We start from the raw sequence: 18,126 nt of genomic DNA on the forward strand, positions 1-18,126 counted from the left end.
TGCCGCGCCCGCGGGCGTTCAGCGAGTCACGTTCAGCGAGTCAGCGGAGGTCGCTGCTCACGGGAGGTCTCCGCGGGCTCGTCCCTGATCACCTCGCCCTGCACCACCTTCCCGTCGGGCCGGTGGATCCGCGCCTGCTGGAAGGCGTCGCCCAGGCTGCCGGGCACGGCCGCGCGGAGTTTGCGGTCGAAGGTGCGCTCGGCGTAGCCGCTCAGGGCCTTCTGGACCGGCGGGATCAGCAGCAGCAGGCCCACCGCGTCCGAGATCAGGCCAGGGATGATCAGCAGCAGGCCGCCGAGCATCATCAGGCCGTTGCCGGAGCCCTTCGAGGGCGAGCCGCCCCGCTGCAACGCCTCGTTGAGGTTCTGGAAGGCGCGGCGGCCGGCCCGCTTGATGACCACGGAACCGGCGACGAAGCCCGCCACCAGCAACAGGAACACCGTGAAGCCGCTGGCCGCGCCCGCGACCACCGTCAGCAGCCAGATCTCCAGCACCAGCCAGACGGCGATCCCCAGCGGCAGGAAGGTGCGCAGCCGGGAACGCCGGGGCCGCATGGTGGGCTGCTGAGAGGTCGGAACGCCAGTCGTCATGCCACCAGTGTGCCCGGACCCGGCTCAGCGCGGGATAAGGGGTTGATCAGCCCTGGTGAACCGCACGGTCAACGAGCCTGCCCGCCCTTGCCCGTGATCTTGCCCAGCCTGTCCCCCACGCCCCACGCCGTGACCCGCCACAGCGCCTCCACCACGATGTCGCGGCTCATCTTGGAGTCACCGAGCTCCCGCTCCACGAACGTGATGGGCACCTCGACCACGTGGTAGCCGGCCTTGACCGCGCGCCGGGCCAGGTCGACCTGGAAGCAGTAGCCCTGTGAGGCCACCTCGTCGAGACCGAGGCCCTCCAGGGTCTCGCGGCGGAAGGCGCGGAAGCCGCCGGTCACGTCGCGGATCGGCACGTCGAGCATGAGCCGCGAGTAGGTGGAGCCGCCGCGCGAGAGGAACTCACGGGACTTCGGCCAGTTCACCACCCGGCCGCCGGGCACCCAGCGGGAGCCGAGCACGAGGTCGGCACCCTTGAGGGCGGTCAGCAGGCGGGGCAGTTCCTCGGGCTGGTGGGAGCCGTCGGCGTCCATCTCGATCAGCACGCCGTAGCCGTTGTCCAGGCCCCAGCGAAAGCCGGCGAGGTAGGCGGCGCCGAGGCCTTCCTTGCCCTTGCGGTGCAGCACCTGGACGTGGTCGTCCTCGACGGCGAGTTCGTCGGCGAGCTTGCCCGTGCCGTCGGGACTGTTGTCGTCCGCCACCAGCACGTGCGCCTCGGGGACGGCCTTGCGCACCCGGCCGACGATGGACTTGACGTTCTCCGCCTCGTTGTAGGTCGGGATGATCACCAAGGCCGTGCCGAGCGGGCCGAACTGCCTCCCCCGGTCCTGTGCCGCGAGGGTCCCGTCGCCGTCGTTCACTGCTGCCCCTTCACATGTCGTACGCAGGGTCCACCATAGTGGCCGCGGCTTGCGCCGAAGCGACGGCTCGTGCGTAAGGCGGTGTCGATTCCCCAAGAACGGGGTAAGAATGTTTTTTTCGTTCCGCGTGCGGCTGCGGATGGGGGCCCGGCGCCCTTCGGGCCGACCTGGGACCCGCTGGCTGCGGATCGACCGAAAGCCGTTGTCTACTGAGCGTCCGGGCCCCACCCGGGTCACACCTTCCCGACCCGGTCGGAAGCGTTCCCGCGTCGGCGCGGGCGCTGAGCCTGGCTCCCAGCGACGGTGCCCCGGTGCGGCACACCGTCCCTGACCCAGCGGCGCTGCGACGCGTGCGCGAAATGCTTCCCGGTCGGGCGTCCGGTGGTGGACTCGGCCGAACCTACCGGCCCGCCGCCGCTGACTGTCAACAGTCGCCTGACCTGCGGGATCAGGATCAACCGCCTGGTCAGAGGCGAGGATGCGCAGGTCGCGCGACGGGACCGCGGCGGCCGATCGCCGGCTCGCCACCCCGGTAGATCACTCGCCCGGCCGTACGAACACCGTCCGTCCGCCCACGACGGTCCGGAGACAGACGGGCAGGTCGTGGCCCGGGGTCAGGTCGGGCAGCCCCGGGGTGCCGGAGCGGGGGTCGGTCGACCAGCGCGCCACCCGGTCGTCGGGGGCCTGGACGACGAGCGCGTCAGTCCGCCAGACGGCGTAGTCGGCGGGCGCCCCGGGCACCAGCACGCCGGCGTCGTCCCGGCCGACCGCCCGCCAGCCGCCGCGGGTGTGCGCGGTGAACGCGGCGCGCACGGAGATCCGGTGTTCGGGCGTGCGGTGGAAGGCGGCCGCGCGGACGGTGCCCCAGGGGTCGAGGGGGGTGACCGGGCTGTCAGAACCGAACGCGAGGGGAACGCCCGCGCGAAGCAGGGCGGCGAACGGGTTCAGGGTCCGGGCCCGCTGCGCGCCGAGGCGCCGGGCGTACATGCCGTCCTCGCCGCCCCACAGCGCGTCGAAGGCGGGCTGGACGGACGCGGTCAGGCCCAGTTCGGCGAAGGCCGCGATGGTCTCGGGGGTGAGCATCTCGGCGTGCTCGACTCGGTGCCGGGCGGCACGGACGCGGGCGAGGCCGAGCTTCTCGGCTGCGGCCCGGACGCCCTCGACCACGGTGGTGACGGCGGCGTCCCCGATGGCGTGGAAGCCCGCCTGGAGGCCGGCGTCGGTGCAGGCGGCGACGTGCTCGGCGACGGCGGCCGCGTCGAAGTAGGCGGTGCCGGTGTGCTCCGCGTCGGTGTACGGCTGGTGCAGACAGGCGGTGTGCGAGCCGAGCGCGCCGTCGACGAACAGGTCGCCCGCGGCGCCGAGCGCGCCCAGCTCACGCGCCTTGGTGACGCCCTCGGCGTCGCGCTCGGCCCAGTAGCCGGTGACCCGTGGGCCCGGCTGCTCGGCGGAGAGCCGCAGCAGGCCGGAGAAGTCGTCCTCGGAGGAGATCTGCGGCCCGCCGCACTCGTGCACGGACCCGATGCCGAGGGAGGCGGCGTGCGCGAGGGCGGCCCGCTGGGCCTCGGCGCGCTGGGCCGGGGTGACGGCGGCGAACGCGGCTGAGCGGACGGCGTGGTGGTCGTCGCGGGTGAGCGGGGCGTCGGCGCGGGACACCTCCCCCGCGACCAGGTCGAGCAGTGCACTTGTGACGACCGCAGAGTGGACGTCGATGCGCGAGAGGTACAGCGGGCGCCCGCCGGTGGCCGCGTCGAGCTCCGCGCGCGTCGGCGGGCGGCCCCCGGGCCAGCGGGCCGCGTCCCAGCCGTGGCCGAGCAGCACGCGGTCGTCCGGGCGGGCGGCGGCGAAGTCCCGCACCCGGGCGAGGGCCGCCTCCAGCGAGGGCACGTCGGACAGGTCCAGGCCGGTCAGCGCCAGTCCGGTGGCGGTGGTGTGCACATGCGCGTCGGTGAACGCCGGGGTGACCAGGGCGCCGTCGAGGTCGATCACTTCGTCGACCCCGTCCGCGAAGGCGTCGGCGGCGCCCTCCGAGCCGACCCAGGCGACCTGGCCGCGCTCCACGACCATCGCGGTGGCGAAGGGGTCGGCCGGGCTGTGCACCTCTCCGCGGCGCAGGAGGACGGTCTTGGGGTCGGCGGCGGGTCGTTCACTCATGACCGACAGTCTCTCGCGCGGGACCCGGCACGTCGCAGGCGGGGCCGCCCGCTCCGCCGCCGCCTCAGATCTTCGGCGGCCGGGCCTCGTACGGTGTCGACAGCACCACCGTCGTGCGGGTGGACACCCCGACCAGGGACCGCAGCCGGGCGAGCAGTTCCTCCAGCTCGTGGGGGGTGGCCACGCGGACCTTGAGGATGTAGTTCTCGTCGCCCGCGACGCTGTGGCAGGCCTCGATCTCCGGGACGCCGGCGAGCCGGTCCGCGATGTCGTCGGGGGCGCTGGGGTCGAACGGTTTCACCGAGATGAACGCGGTCATGGGCAGCCCGACGGCCTCGGGGTCGACGACCGCGGCATAGCCGCGGATGACGCCACGCTGTTCCAGCCGGCGCACCCGCTGATGCACGGCCGACGTGGACAGGCCCGTGGCCTTGCCCAGGTCTGTGTAGCTCATCCGCCCGTCCTTGACGAGCAGCTGCACGATCTGACGGTCCAGCTCCTCCATGGCGCCAAAACCTACAGTGCGCCTGATCTCCTCGGATACCTGAGCAGCCCAGGTCATACCCGGTTCGTGATGTCCCCGAGAGCCCGCTGTGAGCCGACTGAGGGACAAACGCACCGCACCGGGCACCTGCGTGCGGCATGTGACGAACGCCACAGCCGGTGAACGGGCTCCGTGATGTTCTCGTGATTACCGCCGAGAGCGGACGGGAAGTGCTTGCTGTGGTCGAGGCCGCAGTGCCTTCACGGCCCAGCCTTAGGGGGAGAATCCCATGCAGAGTCTTAAGCGCCCTGGTCGCAGCATGCCCAAGCGGCAGCAGCCGGTCGTCGAGCCCGCCCCGGAGGGTGTCGAACCCGACGCCTTCGACGACGCGGACGTCGAGGAACTCGACGCCTACGACACCTTCGAGATGTACCGGGTGATCTGCCCGGACTGCGCGCAGCCCATCGCCCTGCTGGCGGACGAGGAGGTCCTGCCGGAGCACGCGCTGTGCGCCTCGCCGTGGAACCCGTTCGGCCTCACGGTGTGTGCCGGTACGGGCCGCCTGGCCACCGACGCCCGCCCCGCGGACGAGTCCTTCCGGCCCCAGGAGCAGGACACCGCGCTCCTGCTGACCCTGCCGCAGGGCCTGAACTGGCGGACGCAGCCCTTCTCGCACGTCGGCGGCCCGGGTTCACGCCCGATGCGCGTGCCGGCGATGCGCCGGGCCGCCTGAGCCGGTCACCCCGCCGCTTCCCAGTAGCTGCGCCGCACCATGGCCCGCAGGCTGCCGTGGTGCAGGATCAGTGTGTCCGGATCCGCCGGCAGGCACACCTCGCCGAAGTGCACCTGCCGACGGGCGACACGCAGCATCAACGGTGTACGCCGCCGGGTCCGCGGCGAGCCGCAACGCGCGGGCGCGCACGGGCGGTTCGGGATGCTCGATGTCGAAGAGCAGGGTCTCGCTGGACATGCCGTTGGACGCCGGGACAGGGCCGGGAACTCCGCGGTCCAGGTCAGGTCGTACGAGAGCGTGTCGTCGTCGCAGACCAGGCGCGGCCGCCGCAGCGGCTCCTCGACCTCGATCCTGAGCGGGCCGACGGCGAGCCGCGTCCGGTCCTCGCCGAGCGCGTCCGAGGCCCGGACGGCGTGCAGGGTGTCGCCCGTGCGCAGGGTGGCGCGGGCGTCGATCACGCCCAGGTTCGGGTACCCCGAGGCCCGCGATCAGCAGCGCGCGCCCCTCGTGGTCAAGGACGTGGAAGACGCAGGTACGGGACGGTCCTCGGGCACGGCACCTCCCTGGCGGCGCTTGGCTGACGGCACGTCGGACCGTCGCCGGAGAACAGCCCCGGAGTGGGACGGCCGCGAACGCACTCCCGATTCCCCGGGGCGGTGACCTGCCCGCCGGTGCGGGCGTTGCCCTGGTATGACCCCCACACAATCGGCGACCGGGCGTCAGTACCGCGTGTTCGTTCCCCCGCCCGCGGGACCGGTTCCGGCGCCCTCGCCGCAGGACCCGCCCATCTACCGTGATCTGATGCGCGCCTGGGCGGACCGGGGTCGCACCCTGCCGGGCCGCCACGACCCGGAGTGGGTCAGGCTGGCGGCCCCGCCGGTCGCCCTCGGGCAGTTCAGCGTCCCTCCGGCCCCGCTACGTGACGGGCGATGACCATCCGCTGGATCTGGTTGGTGCCCTCGACTATCTGAAGGACCTTGGCCTCGCGCATGTAGCGCTCCGTCGGGAAGTCCGCGGTGTAGCCGTATCCGCCGAGGATCTGTACGGCGTCGGTGGTCACGCGCATGGCGGTGTCGGTGCAGTGCAGCTTGGCCATGGCCGCCTGCTTGGCGAACGGCCGGTCGGCGTCCCGCAGCCGGGCCGCCGCCAGATACAGGGCGCGCCCCGCCTCGACCTGGGTGGCCATGTCGGCGAGCATGAAGCGCAGGCCCTGGAAGTCGGCGATCGGACGGCCGAACTGCCGGCGGTCGGTGGCGTAGGCGACCGCCTCGTCCAGCGCCGCCTGGGCCAGACCGATCGCGCAGGCCGCGATGCCCAGTCGGCCGGAGTCGAGCGCGGACAGGGCGATGGCGAAGCCCTGGCCCTCCTCGCCGATGCGGCGCTCGTCGGAGACCCTGACACCGTCGAAGTGCACCTGGGCGGTGGGCGAGCCCTTCATGCCCATCTTCTTCTCCGGCGCAGCGGCGCTCAGGCCCTCCGCGTCGCCGGGCACCAGGAACGCGGTGATCCCGCGCGGGCCCTCCTCGCCGGTGCGGGCCATGACCGTGTAGAAGTCGGCGATGCCGCCGTGCGTGATCCACGCCTTGGTGCCGGTGATCACCCACTCGTCGCCGTCCCGGACCGCCTTCGTCCGCAGCGAGGCCGCGTCCGAGCCCGACGACGGCTCGGAGAGGCAGTACGCGCCGAGCAGCCCGCCTCCGAGCATCGCGGGCAGGTGCTCGACCTGCTGCTGCTTGGTGCCGCGGGCTGCGAGGGCGTACGAGGCCAGGGTGTGCACGCTGACGCCGAGACCGACGGTGAGGCGGGCCGCCGCGAGCTCCTCAAGGACCTGGAGGTAGACCTCGTACGGCTGGTCACCGCCGCCGTACTCGGAGTCGTACGGCAGACCCAGCAGGCCCGATTGCGACAACAGGGTGAACGTCTCTCGCGGGAAGCGTCCGGCGTCCTCCTCCTCGGCCGCCTTGGGCGCGATCTCGCGCTGCGCGATGTCGCGGACGAGCGAGATCAGGTCCCGGGCCTCGTCCGTGGGCAGTTGCCGGTCCACCGGCTGCGGGGCGCGGTCGGGCATGGCGACGCTCTCCTCCCTGTCGGGCGCATCGGCGGACGTGCGCCTTGGGTGGGGCGGCGCCGCCTGGTGTGTCAGGTCCGGCCGATGCGCGCGCTCCCGGGTCTCGGAAGCCGCTGACCAGCGGCTGTGCGCTGTGAGTATGCCCGATCAGCGACCTCTCGTCACCAGTTAACGACCGCTCACTTCAATAAGCCACCCCAGAATTCCCGGCCCGGGAAAATTGGCTCGAACCAGGGGACGATGAGCTAGTCCCCGTGGTCCGTCCTCATGAGCGTCAGGCGTCCCGGCGGGCCGGTGCGGGGGCCGGGTAGGCGGGGTCCAGTTCCTCGATGGCGCGCAGGGCGCCGCCCAGCGTCTTCACCAGGAGCGTGCGCATGGTCTCGCGGGACAGGTCGGGGTGGTCGATCCAGTCCAGGGTGGCGCCCTCGACGCTGCACACCCAGGCGAGCAGGCCCATGCGGGCCAGCGGCGCGACGTCGCTGCGGCCGTACGCCCCCTCGGCGATCGTGGTCACGATCGCCTCGCGCACGCCGTCCCGGATGGCGTGCACCTCGGTGTCGAAGCCGACTCCGCCGCTGACGATGGTGCGGTAGGCGGCCTGGTGGTGCTCGGCGTAGCGCAGATAGCTGTCGATGGTGCGGTGGACGCGGTCCACGGCCGGGATGTCGAGACCGCTCGCGGCGTGGGTGACCAGGCCGGCGACGGAGTCCTGGATGATCGCCAGGTAGTAGCCGCGCTTGGACCGGAAGTAGTAGTAGATCAGGCCCTTGGCGACATGCGCCTGCCGGGCGATGTCGTCCATGGACAGCGCGTCGTAGGACGTGTCGGCGAACAACTTCCGCCCGATGGCGATGAGTTCGGCACGACGAGCCGCGGAACGCTCGGTACCGCGCGCCCGGGGACGGACGGCGGCACCCTGTTGCCTCATATTCAATTCGGACCCTGGTCTCAACGGGCTGCGGGACATCGGCAGTATGTCAGAACAACATCTTGCGCTTCGATGAACAGCCCTTCCCCCGCCGGGCCTTCAGGCCGCAGCGGTCACCGACCTTCAGGCCGCAGCGGTCACCGGCCTTCAGGTCACAGCAGGCCGAGCTGGGTCACGAGCATGGCGATCACCGCGACCAGCACCCAGCCCATGACGTGCTCGAGGATCTTGGGGCCGTCGTCCTGCGGGCCGCCCGTGCGGGTCCGGGAGCGGGCGGCGGTGGCTGTGTGTGTGGTCATGGTGTCTCGCTGAGGTCTGTCGTGCCGGGTGGACTCCCCCCACCGTTCTGTCCACCTTGCCACCGACGGCGGCTTTCGTGGCGGAGACGTTGGTCACAGGCCGCCGCTCAGCACACCCCCACCTCCGCCAGCGCCCTGCGCTGGCGGCGGGACGGACGGTACGGGAAGTACAGGTAGCAGACGCCGCCCGTGCCGGAGACGACCTTGCCGCTCGCGTTGTACCGCTTGGTCCTGAGCCAGATGTTCTCGAACTCCCGCCGCAGGTACACACGCCGTACCGCCGCGTCGCCGGGCGAGGCCGGGTCGTTGGCGATCACGTCCCCCTCGGCGGTGAAGCCGATCACGGTCATCAGGTGGCCCGAGGTGCCGTAACCGGCGCCTGTCAGCTCGGTCTTGAGGAAGGACTGGGACGTTATGGCCGGGATGCCGGCCGCGATCAGCGTTTCGAGGTCGGTGAGCGAGCCGAGCCGGGTGACCACGCCCTGGAGACCCCGGAAGGTGGCCGCGTAGGCGGCGTTGAACGGCCAGTTGCCGCAGCCGGCGTACTGGTAGTCGTAGGTGGAACGGGCCGCGTGGCACACCTGTGGGTCGGTGTAGGACGGGTCCACCCAGGACAGCTGCTCGGGGGTGAGCCGGCCGCCCCAGTACTCGATGATCATCTGCGAGGAGGTGGGGCTGCACCAGGCCTCGCCGCCGTTGTCGTACTCGGGGTACTGGCCCGTGTGGATCTCCTGCGAGTAGCGCGGGACGATCAGCTCCCGGGCCAGGCCGGGCGTGGAGGCCGGGACGGTGAAGCGGTCGGGGATGTCGGAGCCCATGGCACCGAGCCGACGGACGATGGGGGTGAGCGCGGTGCCGGGCTTGCGGTAGAGGGTCAGTCGCAGCCGGTAGGACACCAGGCGCAGGCCGGTGGTGGCGTCGTCGATGGCGAAGGTGTCGGTCCAGATCGTGCTCTTGCCGTCGGTCTGGTCGTCCACCGAGGTCCGCTTGATGTCCTGGTCGCCGGCCGCCCAGCGGCCCATCACGTACCAGGGCGTGCCGGTGCCGTCGGAGTACGTGCCCTCCAGCTCGACCTGGAGCCAGGTGCCCGCCGGGGTGTGGGCGTTCCAGGAGGCGATCGTCTCGGTGGCGGGGACGGAGAGCCGGTGCACCGGCGAGGTCCAGGTGGCGTACTCCCAGGTCGCCGTCGTGCCGGTGTGCGGGTCCGTGTAGTCGGCGCTGCCGACGGGGGTCCCGATCACGAGCCCCGGGCGGGGGCCCGGTGCGGCGCGGGTGCCGTTCGGCGCGCCGCCGCGCCAGTCGGAGTACGAGGTCCAGGCGTGGTAGTCGACGGGGCGGGCAGGGGTGTGGCCGCCCGGGGTGTGGCCGGAGTCCTCGGCGTCGTCCCCCGACGCGGCGACCGCGGGGCCGGCTCCGGAGACCACCGCGGCGGCGACGGCCGCGGCCAGGACGGTTCTGCGGGACGGCTGTTCGGCTGTGCTCATGGGCGGAAGACCCCCAGGCGTCTGGTTTCGGGCGGTCCGATGCACGGCTGTGCGCCAACTATGAAGCAGGCGACATGCCCCTGCCAGCACTTCCGCCCGCGCCACGCCATGAATATTGGTCTCGTCCACTGGCGGTCCCGCGACATTGGAACGGCCCCGGCGTGCGCCTGTGAGGTGCGCGCGCCGGGGCCGGTGGTGCGAGGGTCAGACGAGGTCCATCGCCGCGACCTCGTCCGGGCGGCCGTAGCTGACCGGGCCCTGGAAGCGGCGGCGGGCCGTGGCGAACCACCACACCGTGGCCACCAGCAGGACGACGGCCAGCGCGATCGGCGCGTAGTTGAAGGAGTCGACGGTGATCGGGGAGGCCTGCGGCAGCATGAACAGCACGCTGCTGAGCAGGATCCAGACCACGGCCAGCCAGCCGATCGGGCGGCCCCAGCGGCCCAGGTGCCAGGGCCCGGGCTGGAACTCGTCGCCGAGCCGCAGTCGCAGGAAGATGGGCACGGCGTAGGCGAGAAACAGCCCGACGACGTTGACGCTGACGATCGCCGTGAACGCCGTGTGCGACCACCAGCCCGGCAGCACCAGCACGAGCGAGCAGCCCACCGCCAGCCACACCGCCTTGACCGGTGTACGGGTGCGCGGGGAGACCGAGTGCCACCAGCGGGAGCCGGGCATGGCGCCGTCCCGGGAGAAGGCGAAGATCTGCCGGGTGTTGCTGGTGAGGTTGGCGAGGCCGCAGAACAGCATCGCGCCGATCACGATCAGCAGCAGCGCCTTGGCCCACCCCATGCCGAGACCGTCGATGAGGATCTGGACGGGCGGCGCGGACGAACCCGCCACCTTGGCGTAGTCACCAATGCTGTAGACCAATGCCAGCATCAGGATCAGTCCGGTGATCGCCGAATACCCGATCGAACGGGTGATCCCCTTGGGCGCGTTCACCGTCGCCTGGACGGTTTCCTCGGACATGTGGAAGCTGCCGTCGAAGCCGGTGAAGGTCCAACTGGTCACCAGCAGCCCGAGCATCCCGCCGTAAAGGCCGTTGGTGAAACCGGTGTTGTTCACGAAATGCGTCACGAAGGACGCCGACTGGTGGTGATCCGGCATCACGATCAGTGTGGTCGCGATCACCACGAGTCCGATCAGCAGCCACCACACGGAAATCCGGTTGAGGACGGCGACCAGTTGGACGGTGTAGGTGTTGGCCAGCCCCTGAAGCACGATGATCACGGCCGTGATCAGGACCGTCTGGTGGACGGTGGGCTCGTAGGAGTCCCACTGGAGGGCGATGAAGGCCTGGATGAAGGTCGCCGCCGCGTAGCCCGTGGCGGCGGTGCCGCCGATCTGGCCCACGAAGTTCAGCCAGCCGGTGTACCAGGACCAGGCGCCCTTGTGACGTTTGGCGAGTTTACCGGCGGAGAAATACAGCGCCCCGCTCGTCGGATAGGCCGAGGCCACCTCGGCCATGGCCGCGCCGATGAAGAGCACCATTATCGAGACGCCGATCCAGCCGAACACCAGAATACGGGGGCCGCCCGCATTCATTCCGTAGCCGAAGGACGAGAAAATTCCCGAGATGATATTGATGATGGTGAAAGAGATCGCGAAATTGTCGAACGCCTGGAAACGGCGGGTGAGTTTCCGCGGATAACCCATCGCGTGCAGGGTCGCGTCGTCGTCGAGCGCGACCGGGTCCTCTCCCCCGCGGGCTGTCGCCCGTGGGGTCGATATCCGTTCTGACACAGATCGACCTTTCTCTGGGTAGGGGACGAGCAGGAAGTCGGACGGTCAGGCGGGCCCCGGCACCGGCAGGCCGCAGACGCGCCGGGCCCGGGAGAGCTGCTCCTCGGGGTCGCCGAAGGCGCTCCAGGGCATGCGGGAGGCGTAGGGGCCCATCGCCGTGAAGACCGCCCGGGCCTCGAACTCGCGCTGGGCCATGACCAGCGCGTGTGCGAGGTAGGCCAGGTCGAGCACCGGGGTGTGGCGGTAACCGGCCACCGTGGGCAGCCAGTTGTGGTAGATCGCGAGTGCCGTGGAGCGCCACTGGGGCTGCTCCCAGACGCGGTCGGCGAGCAGCTGGGTCGGGTTGTAGCTCTCCACCAGGGCGACCAGGGGCAGCAGCCGCAGCGGGGAGTCGGCGGGCGCCCGCTGGCTGAGGAAGGCGGCCACGTCCCAGGCGGCGTTGACCGAGCCGCCGTACCGCGTGAAGAAGAAGGACAGGAAGCGGTGGTGGGCCTCGCGGTGCCACGGGTCGAGGGACAGCACGTGCGCGAACAGCCGCCAGGGGCCGGGCGGGGCGGTGAGCAGCCCGTGCGGCGCGGGGTCGCGCAGCCGGTGCAGCCGGGTCATGGCCAGCTTGGCGACCCAGGGTGTGGGGTCGGCCGGGACCAGGGCGGCGGCCCGGTCGCAGGCGGCCAGCGCGATCCGTTCCAGGGCCTCGGCCCGCTCGTCCCGGGCGTCGGCGGCCCTGAGCGCCCGCTGCACGGCCACCCGCGCCCACATCAGTGCGGCTTCGGGCGTCGGCTCCTCGGCAAGCCAGCGCTCCACCAGGTCGGTGCCGGCGGCCTCGGAGGCCAGGACGAGGGAGCGGTGGGCCCGCAGACCGAAGTCCGTGCCCGTCTCGGCCAGGGCTTCGTGGGCACTTCGATAACGTCCGGCGCGCACATCGACGCATACGCTCGCGAGCACGCGGTCGTCGGCCGCCGGATGCCACACATACTGCCCTTCGAATAACTCCGCGGCCATCTACCCCTGTCCGTCCCCGTACGACGCATCGCAGTTGCGCAGGAGGCACCTTACTCAGCGGCGGGCACAGCGGGAACGCCGAATTCGACATATCGGTCAGCAGATTCGGTATTAATCGGCGAGATTGACTGGCCGCCAGCCGATGGTTCAAGGTGCGACCTTTTTGCGGACCGCCGGCACTGCCGCTATGGGCTGCTACTAGAATGTTTCCGGAAAACCCCCCACACCGCACCACACCTCAGGAATCACCATTCACGACCTCGCCTCCCGGCTGCGCGCACTGCCTCCCTCCTGCGGGCCGGTCCGCATCGTCGGCGTCGACGGGCACGCCGGTTCCGGCAAGTCCACGTTCGCCGGACGGCTGGCCGCCGCGCTGGGCGGGGCGCCGGTGCTGCATCTGGACGACATCGCCACCCACGAGGAACTCTTCGACTGGACCGGGCGTCTGCTCGCCCAGGTGATCGAGCCGCTCGGCCGCGGTGAGACCGCGCACTACACGCCGTACGACTGGCGCGCCCGGCACTTCGGCCCGCCCCGCGCGCTGCCGCCCGCGCCCGTGCTCCTCGTCGAAGGGGTCGGCGCCGGCCGCCGCGCCCTGCGCCCGCACCTCGCGCGACTGTTGTGGATGGAACTGCCCCGGAAGGACTCCTGGACGAGAGGACGACTGCGGGACGGGGCGGAGCAGCGGGACTTCTGGGCCGGATGGGTCGGGGCGGAGCGCGCGCACTTCGCCGCCGACCCCTCGCGGCCGTACGCCGATCTGCTGGTACGGCAGTCACAGGAGGGGTATGAGGTGCTGCCGGGACCTGCCGTGACTCCTGGACCGGACCAAGATGTCACCCAGGGTGACGGACCGTCCGCAGTGTGCTGAAGTTGTGAAGACCCTCGTCTGGGAACTTGTTCGAGTGCCTCAACTCGGCTTGACCGGGGGGCCGTACAGGTCTTACGTTCTCAATGTGCGGCCATTCGGAGCCGCCCACCTACGCGAAGCCCCCGGTTGTTCCCCCGTGATCGGGGGCTTCGTTCTGCCCGCGGCCCGTTTTCCGGGCGCCGTGCGCCGCCATTCACTCACCCAGGGTCACCATTCTTGTGTGCGCCCCGTCTGCTCCCACCTCGTCGAACGGCTCGTGCCGCACCCTTCGGCGGGGGGATGCCACGCGGGTACGATGCCCTCGGTGCGACCATCGAACTGCTGCTTCGCGCACCTGCAACTCCGGTCCGCGGTAAAGCGGTTCGACCAAGGCTGCCGCCGGGCGAGGGTCCGGTGGTGAACCTACGGGGGCACGGTTTGTGGGGGACGTGATGGACTTCGGCACGCGGGGCCCCGAGGCCCCGGCCGACCTCGCCTGGCTGCGAGGTGTGGACGCCTACACCATGGGGGCCTATCCGCAGGCGGAGGAGGAGTTCCGCATCGCGGTGCGGATGGATCCCGGGATGGCCGACGGCTGGCTCGGGCTGCACGCGCTGCGCGTCGACACGACGACCGCCCTGCTCAGGATGTACCGGCACCGGGACCGCTTCGGGGAGCAGCGCGCCCGGCACCGCCGCGCCCTCAACTCCTGGTACTGGTTGGGCTGGTGGGTGCAGCCGGTGCTCGAGAGCCCGCGCGACCTGCTGCTCGCGCACGCCTCGCACTGGCTGGACGGCCGCCACGTCCCGGAGCTGGACCGGGCCCTCGCCGGGCTGCCGCCGGTGGACACCGACCCGCAGGTCCGCTTCCTGCACGCCTGCCGCGCCTACCTGGTCAAGGACTGGGAACAGCTGGTCCGGCACACCGACCCGCTGCTCGACGACCCCCTGCTCGGTATCGAGACGGGCCTGTTCGGCGGCATGGCCCGGGTCCGTCTGGAGATGTACGGGCAGGCCGAGCCGCTGCTGTCGGCGGCCCTCATGCGCTGCCGCAGCGAGCAGCCGCAGCGCAAGGAGCTCAGGTACTGGCTGGCCCGGGCGCACGAGGGCACCGGCCGCAGCGCCGCCGCGCTCCCCCTGTACCGGGCGGTGCACCGCGTGGATCCGGCCTTCATGGACACCGCCGCCCGGCTCGCCGCCATAGCCGAGGGCGACGGGTACGACGACGCGGTCGACCTCGCGGCGATCACACTCACCGGAGTCGGCCAGGACACCGTCGACGGCCCCGACGTGCTCGACCCGCTCTTCGGGACGGAGGGCCGCGACCTGCGGCTGACGGACGCCGACCTGCCGCCGGCCGGTGCGATGCCGTCGGTGACCGATCCGGCGGTGCGCGCCAAGACCGCCATGCCGTCCTCGCCGCTGCCCGCCGGGCCCACCGACCCCGCGTTGCTGGAGGAGGCGCTCACCGAGCTGGAGCGCATGGTGGGACTGGAGCCCGTGAAGCGCCAAGTCAAGGCGTTGTCGGCGCAGTTGAACATGGCCCGGCTGCGGGCCGGGCAGGGGCTGCCGGTCCAGCCGCCGAAACGGCACTTCGTCTTCTCCGGCCCCTCGGGCACCGGCAAGACCACCGTCGCCCGCATCCTCGGCCGGGTCTTCTACGCCCTCGGCCTGCTCGGCGGCGACCATCTCGTGGAGGCGCAGCGGGCCGACCTGGTCGGGGAGTACCTGGGCCAGACGGCCGTGAAGGCCAACGAGCTGATCGACTCCGCGATCGGCGGGGTGCTGTTCGTCGACGAGGCGTACTCGCTGTCCAACTCGGGTTACGGCAAGGGCGACGCGTACGGCGACGAGGCCCTTCAGGTGCTGCTCAAGCGGGCCGAGGACAACCGCGACCACCTGGTGGTGATCCTGGCCGGCTATCCGGAGGGCATGGACCGGCTGCTGGCCGCCAATCCGGGGCTGTCCTCCCGCTTCACCACCCGCGTCGATTTCCCCTCCTACCGGCCCCTCGAACTCACCTCGATCGGCGAGGTGCTCGCCGCGGAGAACGGCGACGTCTGGGACGAGGAGGCACTGGACGAGCTGCGGTCGATCGCCGGGCATGTCGTCGAGCAGGGGTGGATCGACGAACTGGGGAACGGGCGGTTCCTGCGGACGCTGTACGAGAAGAGCTGCGCGTACCGGGATCTGCGGTTGTCCACGTATCCGGGGACGCTGACCCGGGACGACCTGGCTACGTTGCGGCTTCCCGACCTGATGCAGGCGTACGGCGAGGTGCTGTCGGGGCGGGGGCCGCAGGATCCGTCGGCCATGTGACCCACTGGGCGCAGCGTCACCCCGCCAGCGCGGGCAAGCGAAACCTCTCGCCCGCGCCGGCACCGGTCACTGCTAACTCGCCAGCGCCTCCTCCGGCTCCCCGTTCACCCGCGGCTCGCTCACCCTGGGCTGTGGGGCTTCCCGGTGGGCCGGGTCGCGTACCTCGCCGACCAGCAGTTCCAGCACGTCCTCCAGCGCGACCAGGCCGAGCACCTTGCCGGAGGCGTCCGCCACCTGGGCCAGGTGGGTGGCCGCGCGCCGCATCACCGTGAGCGCGTCGTCGAGCGGCAGCTCGGCCCGCAGGGTCGTCATCGGGTGCCAGATGTGCTGCGGCACGGCCCGGTCCGACTCCTCCAGGTCGAGTACGTCCTTCACGTGCAGATAGCCCATGAAGGCGCCGGTCTCCGCCGCGACCGGGAAGCGGGAGTAGCCGGTGCGCGCGGTCAGCTCGACGATCTGTCCCGGAGTGACCGAAGGAGTCACCGTCACCAGCGACTCGCGGCCCAGCAGCACATCGGTGACCGGGCGCGAGCCCAGTTCCAGCGCGTCCTCCAGGCGCTCCTGCTCCTCGGGGTCGAGGAGGCCCGCCTGGCCGGAGTCCTCCAGCAGGCGGTTGAGCTGCTCGCTGGTGACGACGGCCTCGACCTCGTCCTTGGGCTCGACGCGGAAGAGCCGCAGGATGCCCCGGGCACAGGCGCCGAGGGCCACGGTGATGGGCCGGCACAGACGGGCGAAGGCGACCAGACCGGGGCTGAGCCACAGCGCGGCCTTCTCCGGGGCGGCCATCGCGAGGTTCTTCGGGACCATCTCGCCGATGACGAGGTGGAAGAAGACGACGGCGGCGAGGGCGATGACGTACCCGAGCGGGTGGATCGTCCCCTCCGGCAGGTGGATCCACTCGAACACCGGCTCGAGCAGGTGCGCCACCGTCGGTTCGGCGACCGCGCCCAGGGTCAGCGAGCAGACGGTGATGCCGAACTGGGCGGCGGCCATCATCTGCGGCAGCCGCTCCAGGCCGTACAGCACCTGGCGGGAACGCGCGGTGCCCAGCGGCTCGATCTGGCTGCGGCGTACGGAGACGAGGGCGAACTCGGCGCCGACGAAGAAGCCGTTGGCGAGCACGAGCAGCCCGGCGAAGACCAGTTGCAGGACGCTCATCGGGCGGCCTCCATGACGTTCACCGCGGGGGCCGTGCGCACCAGGCGGACCCGCTCGGCGCGGTAGTGGCCGACCCGGCGCACGGAGAGCCGCCAGCCGGGCAGTTCCGCCTTGTCGCCGGGGGCCGGGATGCGGCCGAGCAGGTCGGCGACCAGGCCCGCGACGGTCTCGTACGGGCCCTCGGGCACGTCGAGGCCTATGCGCTGGAGGATGTCCACGCGGCAGCTGCCGTCGACGTCCCAGGCGGGATTGCCGTCCTCGGGCGGGACTGCGGCGAGCTGCGGCACCAGCTGGCCGTCGTGCTCGTCGCGGACCTCACCGACCAGTTCCTCGACGATGTCCTCCAGGGTGACGACGCCCGCGGTGCCGCCGTACTCGTCGACGACGACCGCGATGGGCTGCTCGCTGCGCAGCCGGGCCAGCAGGGGCTGGACGGGCAGCGTCTCGGGGACGAGCAGCGCCGGGCGGGCGATGCTGCCGACGGGGGTGCGCAGCCGGTCGTGCACGGGGACGGCCAGCGCGTCCTTGAGGTGGGCCATGCCGACGATCTCGTCGATCTTCTCCCGGTAGACGGGGAAGCGGGACAGGCCGGTGGCGCGGGTGAGGTTGACCACGTCCTCGGCGGTGGCCGAGGACTGGAGGGCGCTGACCTTCACGCGCGGGGTCATGACGTGCTGCGCGGTCAGCTCGCCCAGCGACAGGGTGCGGACGAACAGATCGGCGGTGTCCTGCTCCAGGGCGCCGGCCTGGGCGGAGTGGCGGGCGAGGGAGACGAGTTCGCCGGGGGTGCGGGCGGAGGCCAGCTCCTCGGCGGGCTCGACGCCCAGGGCCCGTACGAGCCGGTTGGCGACTGTGTTGAGCGCGGCGATCACCGGTCGGAACAGGCGGGCGAAGTGGTGCTGCGGGCCGGCCACGAACCGCGCGACCTGCAAGGGCTTGGACACCGCCCAGTTCTTGGGTACGAGTTCGCCGATCACCATCTGGATCGCCGAGGCGAGCAGCATGCCGGCGACCACGGCGACACCGGAGACGGCGCCCCCGGGGATGCCGACCGCCGCGAAGGGGCCGTGCAGCAACTCGGCCAGGGCCGGTTCGGCGAGCATGCCGACGACGAGGGAGGTGATGGTGATGCCGAGCTGGGTGCCGGAGAGCTGGAAGGACAGCTCCTTGAGCGACTCGACGACCGTACGCGCGCGTTTGTCGCCGTCGGCGGCGGCCTGCTCGGCTTCGGGGCGCTCGACCGTCACCAGGCCGAACTCGGCCGCGACGAAGAACCCGTTCGCGAGGATCAGCAGGAACGCCGCTCCGAGGAGCAGCAGGGGGGTGGTCATGATGCCGCCGCCTCCCCGGTATGTCGGGAGGGGGCGGCGCAGGTACTACAGGACGATCCGTCCATCGCCGGAGGGAGTCACTCCTCGGGTAGCAGGAACCCCTGTGCGCCGGGCG

At 71.5% G+C, this 18,126-nt stretch carries 15 protein-coding genes and 2 pseudogenes; 3 read left to right on the forward strand and 14 right to left on the reverse strand.

The features are described from left to right. Positions 1–32 precede the first annotated feature (32 nt). From fxsA to ACWGJM_RS02865, 4 genes are all read right to left on the reverse strand, one after another. Positions 33–590: an FxsA family membrane protein gene (fxsA, locus tag ACWGJM_RS02850; RefSeq protein WP_453409882.1), complete on the reverse strand. Its 558-nt coding sequence runs from the start codon at positions 588–590 to the stop codon at positions 33–35. Positions 591–658: 68 nt separating this feature from the next. Further along, on the reverse strand, positions 659–1,456 hold the full coding sequence (locus ACWGJM_RS02855; protein ID WP_453409883.1) for a polyprenol monophosphomannose synthase: 798 nt from the start codon (positions 1,454–1,456) through the stop codon (positions 659–661). Between the two features lie 537 nt (positions 1,457–1,993). Then, on the reverse strand, positions 1,994–3,610 hold the full coding sequence (locus ACWGJM_RS02860) for an amidohydrolase (RefSeq protein ID WP_453409884.1): 1,617 nt from the start codon (positions 3,608–3,610) through the stop codon (positions 1,994–1,996). Positions 3,611–3,674: 64 nt separating this feature from the next. Beyond that, on the reverse strand, positions 3,675–4,115 hold the full coding sequence (locus tag ACWGJM_RS02865) for an Lrp/AsnC family transcriptional regulator (RefSeq protein WP_453409885.1): 441 nt from the start codon (positions 4,113–4,115) through the stop codon (positions 3,675–3,677). Between the two features lie 268 nt (positions 4,116–4,383). Here ACWGJM_RS02865 and ACWGJM_RS02870 point away from each other — a divergent pair, with 268 nt between their 5' ends. Beyond that, the gene (locus ACWGJM_RS02870) at positions 4,384–4,827 is read left to right on the forward strand and encodes a hypothetical protein (RefSeq protein ID WP_453409886.1); all 444 of its coding nucleotides are present in this window, start codon (positions 4,384–4,386) and stop codon (positions 4,825–4,827) included. A gap of 138 nt (positions 4,828–4,965) precedes the next feature. Here ACWGJM_RS02870 and ACWGJM_RS02875 read toward each other — a convergent pair. From ACWGJM_RS02875 to ACWGJM_RS02910, 8 genes and pseudogenes are all read right to left on the reverse strand, one after another. Further along, positions 4,966–5,082 (reverse strand): annotated as a pseudogene (locus ACWGJM_RS02875) (phosphotransferase family protein); the annotation flags it as partial. After that, positions 5,082–5,358, reverse strand: a pseudogene (locus tag ACWGJM_RS02880) (hypothetical protein); the annotation flags it as partial. The pseudogenes ACWGJM_RS02880 and ACWGJM_RS02875, both read right to left, overlap by 1 nt. 364 nt (positions 5,359–5,722) lie before the next feature. Next, positions 5,723–6,895 (reverse strand): acyl-CoA dehydrogenase family protein, encoded by a 1,173-nt coding sequence (locus ACWGJM_RS02885; protein WP_453409887.1) that lies wholly within the window; start codon positions 6,893–6,895, stop codon positions 5,723–5,725. A 274-nt stretch (positions 6,896–7,169) separates the two neighbouring features. Beyond that, positions 7,170–7,823: a TetR/AcrR family transcriptional regulator gene (locus ACWGJM_RS02890; protein ID WP_453409888.1), complete on the reverse strand. Its 654-nt coding sequence runs from the start codon at positions 7,821–7,823 to the stop codon at positions 7,170–7,172. A gap of 152 nt (positions 7,824–7,975) precedes the next feature. After that, positions 7,976–8,122, reverse strand: coding sequence for an SCO1431 family membrane protein (locus ACWGJM_RS02895; RefSeq protein WP_453409889.1), 147 nt, complete (start codon positions 8,120–8,122; stop codon positions 7,976–7,978). A gap of 107 nt (positions 8,123–8,229) precedes the next feature. Next, positions 8,230–9,606, reverse strand: a complete 1,377-nt coding sequence (locus tag ACWGJM_RS02900) for a peptidase C39 family protein (RefSeq protein ID WP_453409890.1) — start codon at positions 9,604–9,606, stop codon at positions 8,230–8,232. A gap of 204 nt (positions 9,607–9,810) precedes the next feature. Then, positions 9,811–11,352: an amino acid permease gene (locus ACWGJM_RS02905; RefSeq protein ID WP_453409891.1), complete on the reverse strand. Its 1,542-nt coding sequence runs from the start codon at positions 11,350–11,352 to the stop codon at positions 9,811–9,813. Positions 11,353–11,397: 45 nt separating this feature from the next. Further along, positions 11,398–12,354 carry a hypothetical protein gene (locus tag ACWGJM_RS02910; RefSeq protein ID WP_453409892.1) on the reverse strand — a complete coding sequence of 319 codons (957 nt, stop codon included), beginning with the start codon at positions 12,352–12,354 and terminating at the stop codon, positions 11,398–11,400. Between the two features lie 250 nt (positions 12,355–12,604). Between ACWGJM_RS02910 and ACWGJM_RS02915 the strand changes: the two genes are divergently transcribed. Further along, positions 12,605–13,225: a uridine kinase family protein gene (locus tag ACWGJM_RS02915; RefSeq protein WP_453410249.1), complete on the forward strand. Its 621-nt coding sequence runs from the start codon at positions 12,605–12,607 to the stop codon at positions 13,223–13,225. Positions 13,226–13,656: 431 nt separating this feature from the next. Next, positions 13,657–15,522 carry an AAA family ATPase gene (locus ACWGJM_RS02920; RefSeq protein WP_453409893.1) on the forward strand — a complete coding sequence of 622 codons (1,866 nt, stop codon included), beginning with the start codon at positions 13,657–13,659 and terminating at the stop codon, positions 15,520–15,522. A gap of 72 nt (positions 15,523–15,594) precedes the next feature. Here ACWGJM_RS02920 and ACWGJM_RS02925 read toward each other — a convergent pair whose 3' ends face one another. Together ACWGJM_RS02925 and ACWGJM_RS02930 are read right to left on the reverse strand one after the other, a co-directional pair. Beyond that, complete coding sequence (locus ACWGJM_RS02925) at positions 15,595–16,680, reverse strand: hemolysin family protein (protein ID WP_453409894.1); 1,086 nt, start codon at positions 16,678–16,680, stop codon at positions 15,595–15,597. Next, positions 16,677–18,011 carry a hemolysin family protein gene (locus ACWGJM_RS02930; RefSeq protein WP_453409895.1) on the reverse strand — a complete coding sequence of 445 codons (1,335 nt, stop codon included), beginning with the start codon at positions 18,009–18,011 and terminating at the stop codon, positions 16,677–16,679. The genes ACWGJM_RS02925 and ACWGJM_RS02930 overlap by 4 nt, the downstream gene beginning before the upstream one ends. Between the last annotated feature and the right edge of the window lie 115 nt (positions 18,012–18,126).

The sequence above is a fragment of the Streptomyces sp. NPDC054834 genome, assembly GCF_053611185.1.

Coding starts and splice junctions, on each gene's coding strand:
- fxsA (WP_453409882.1), bottom strand. CDS start 590: ATGACGACTGGCGTTCCGACCTCTCAGCAGCCCACCATGCGGCCCCGG.
- ACWGJM_RS02860 (WP_453409884.1), bottom strand. CDS start 3,610: ATGAGTGAACGACCCGCCGCCGACCCCAAGACCGTCCTCCTGCGCCGC.
- ACWGJM_RS02865 (WP_453409885.1), bottom strand. CDS start 4,115: ATGGAGGAGCTGGACCGTCAGATCGTGCAGCTGCTCGTCAAGGACGGG.
- ACWGJM_RS02870 (WP_453409886.1), top strand. CDS start 4,384: ATGCAGAGTCTTAAGCGCCCTGGTCGCAGCATGCCCAAGCGGCAGCAG.
- ACWGJM_RS02885 (WP_453409887.1), bottom strand. CDS start 6,895: ATGCCCGACCGCGCCCCGCAGCCGGTGGACCGGCAACTGCCCACGGAC.
- ACWGJM_RS02890 (WP_453409888.1), bottom strand. CDS start 7,823: ATGAGGCAACAGGGTGCCGCCGTCCGTCCCCGGGCGCGCGGTACCGAG.
- ACWGJM_RS02895 (WP_453409889.1), bottom strand. CDS start 8,122: ATGACCACACACACAGCCACCGCCGCCCGCTCCCGGACCCGCACGGGC.
- ACWGJM_RS02900 (WP_453409890.1), bottom strand. CDS start 9,606: ATGAGCACAGCCGAACAGCCGTCCCGCAGAACCGTCCTGGCCGCGGCC.
- ACWGJM_RS02910 (WP_453409892.1), bottom strand. CDS start 12,354: ATGGCCGCGGAGTTATTCGAAGGGCAGTATGTGTGGCATCCGGCGGCC.
- ACWGJM_RS02920 (WP_453409893.1), top strand. CDS start 13,657: ATGGACTTCGGCACGCGGGGCCCCGAGGCCCCGGCCGACCTCGCCTGG.
- ACWGJM_RS02925 (WP_453409894.1), bottom strand. CDS start 16,680: ATGAGCGTCCTGCAACTGGTCTTCGCCGGGCTGCTCGTGCTCGCCAAC.
- ACWGJM_RS02930 (WP_453409895.1), bottom strand. CDS start 18,011: ATGACCACCCCCCTGCTGCTCCTCGGAGCGGCGTTCCTGCTGATCCTC.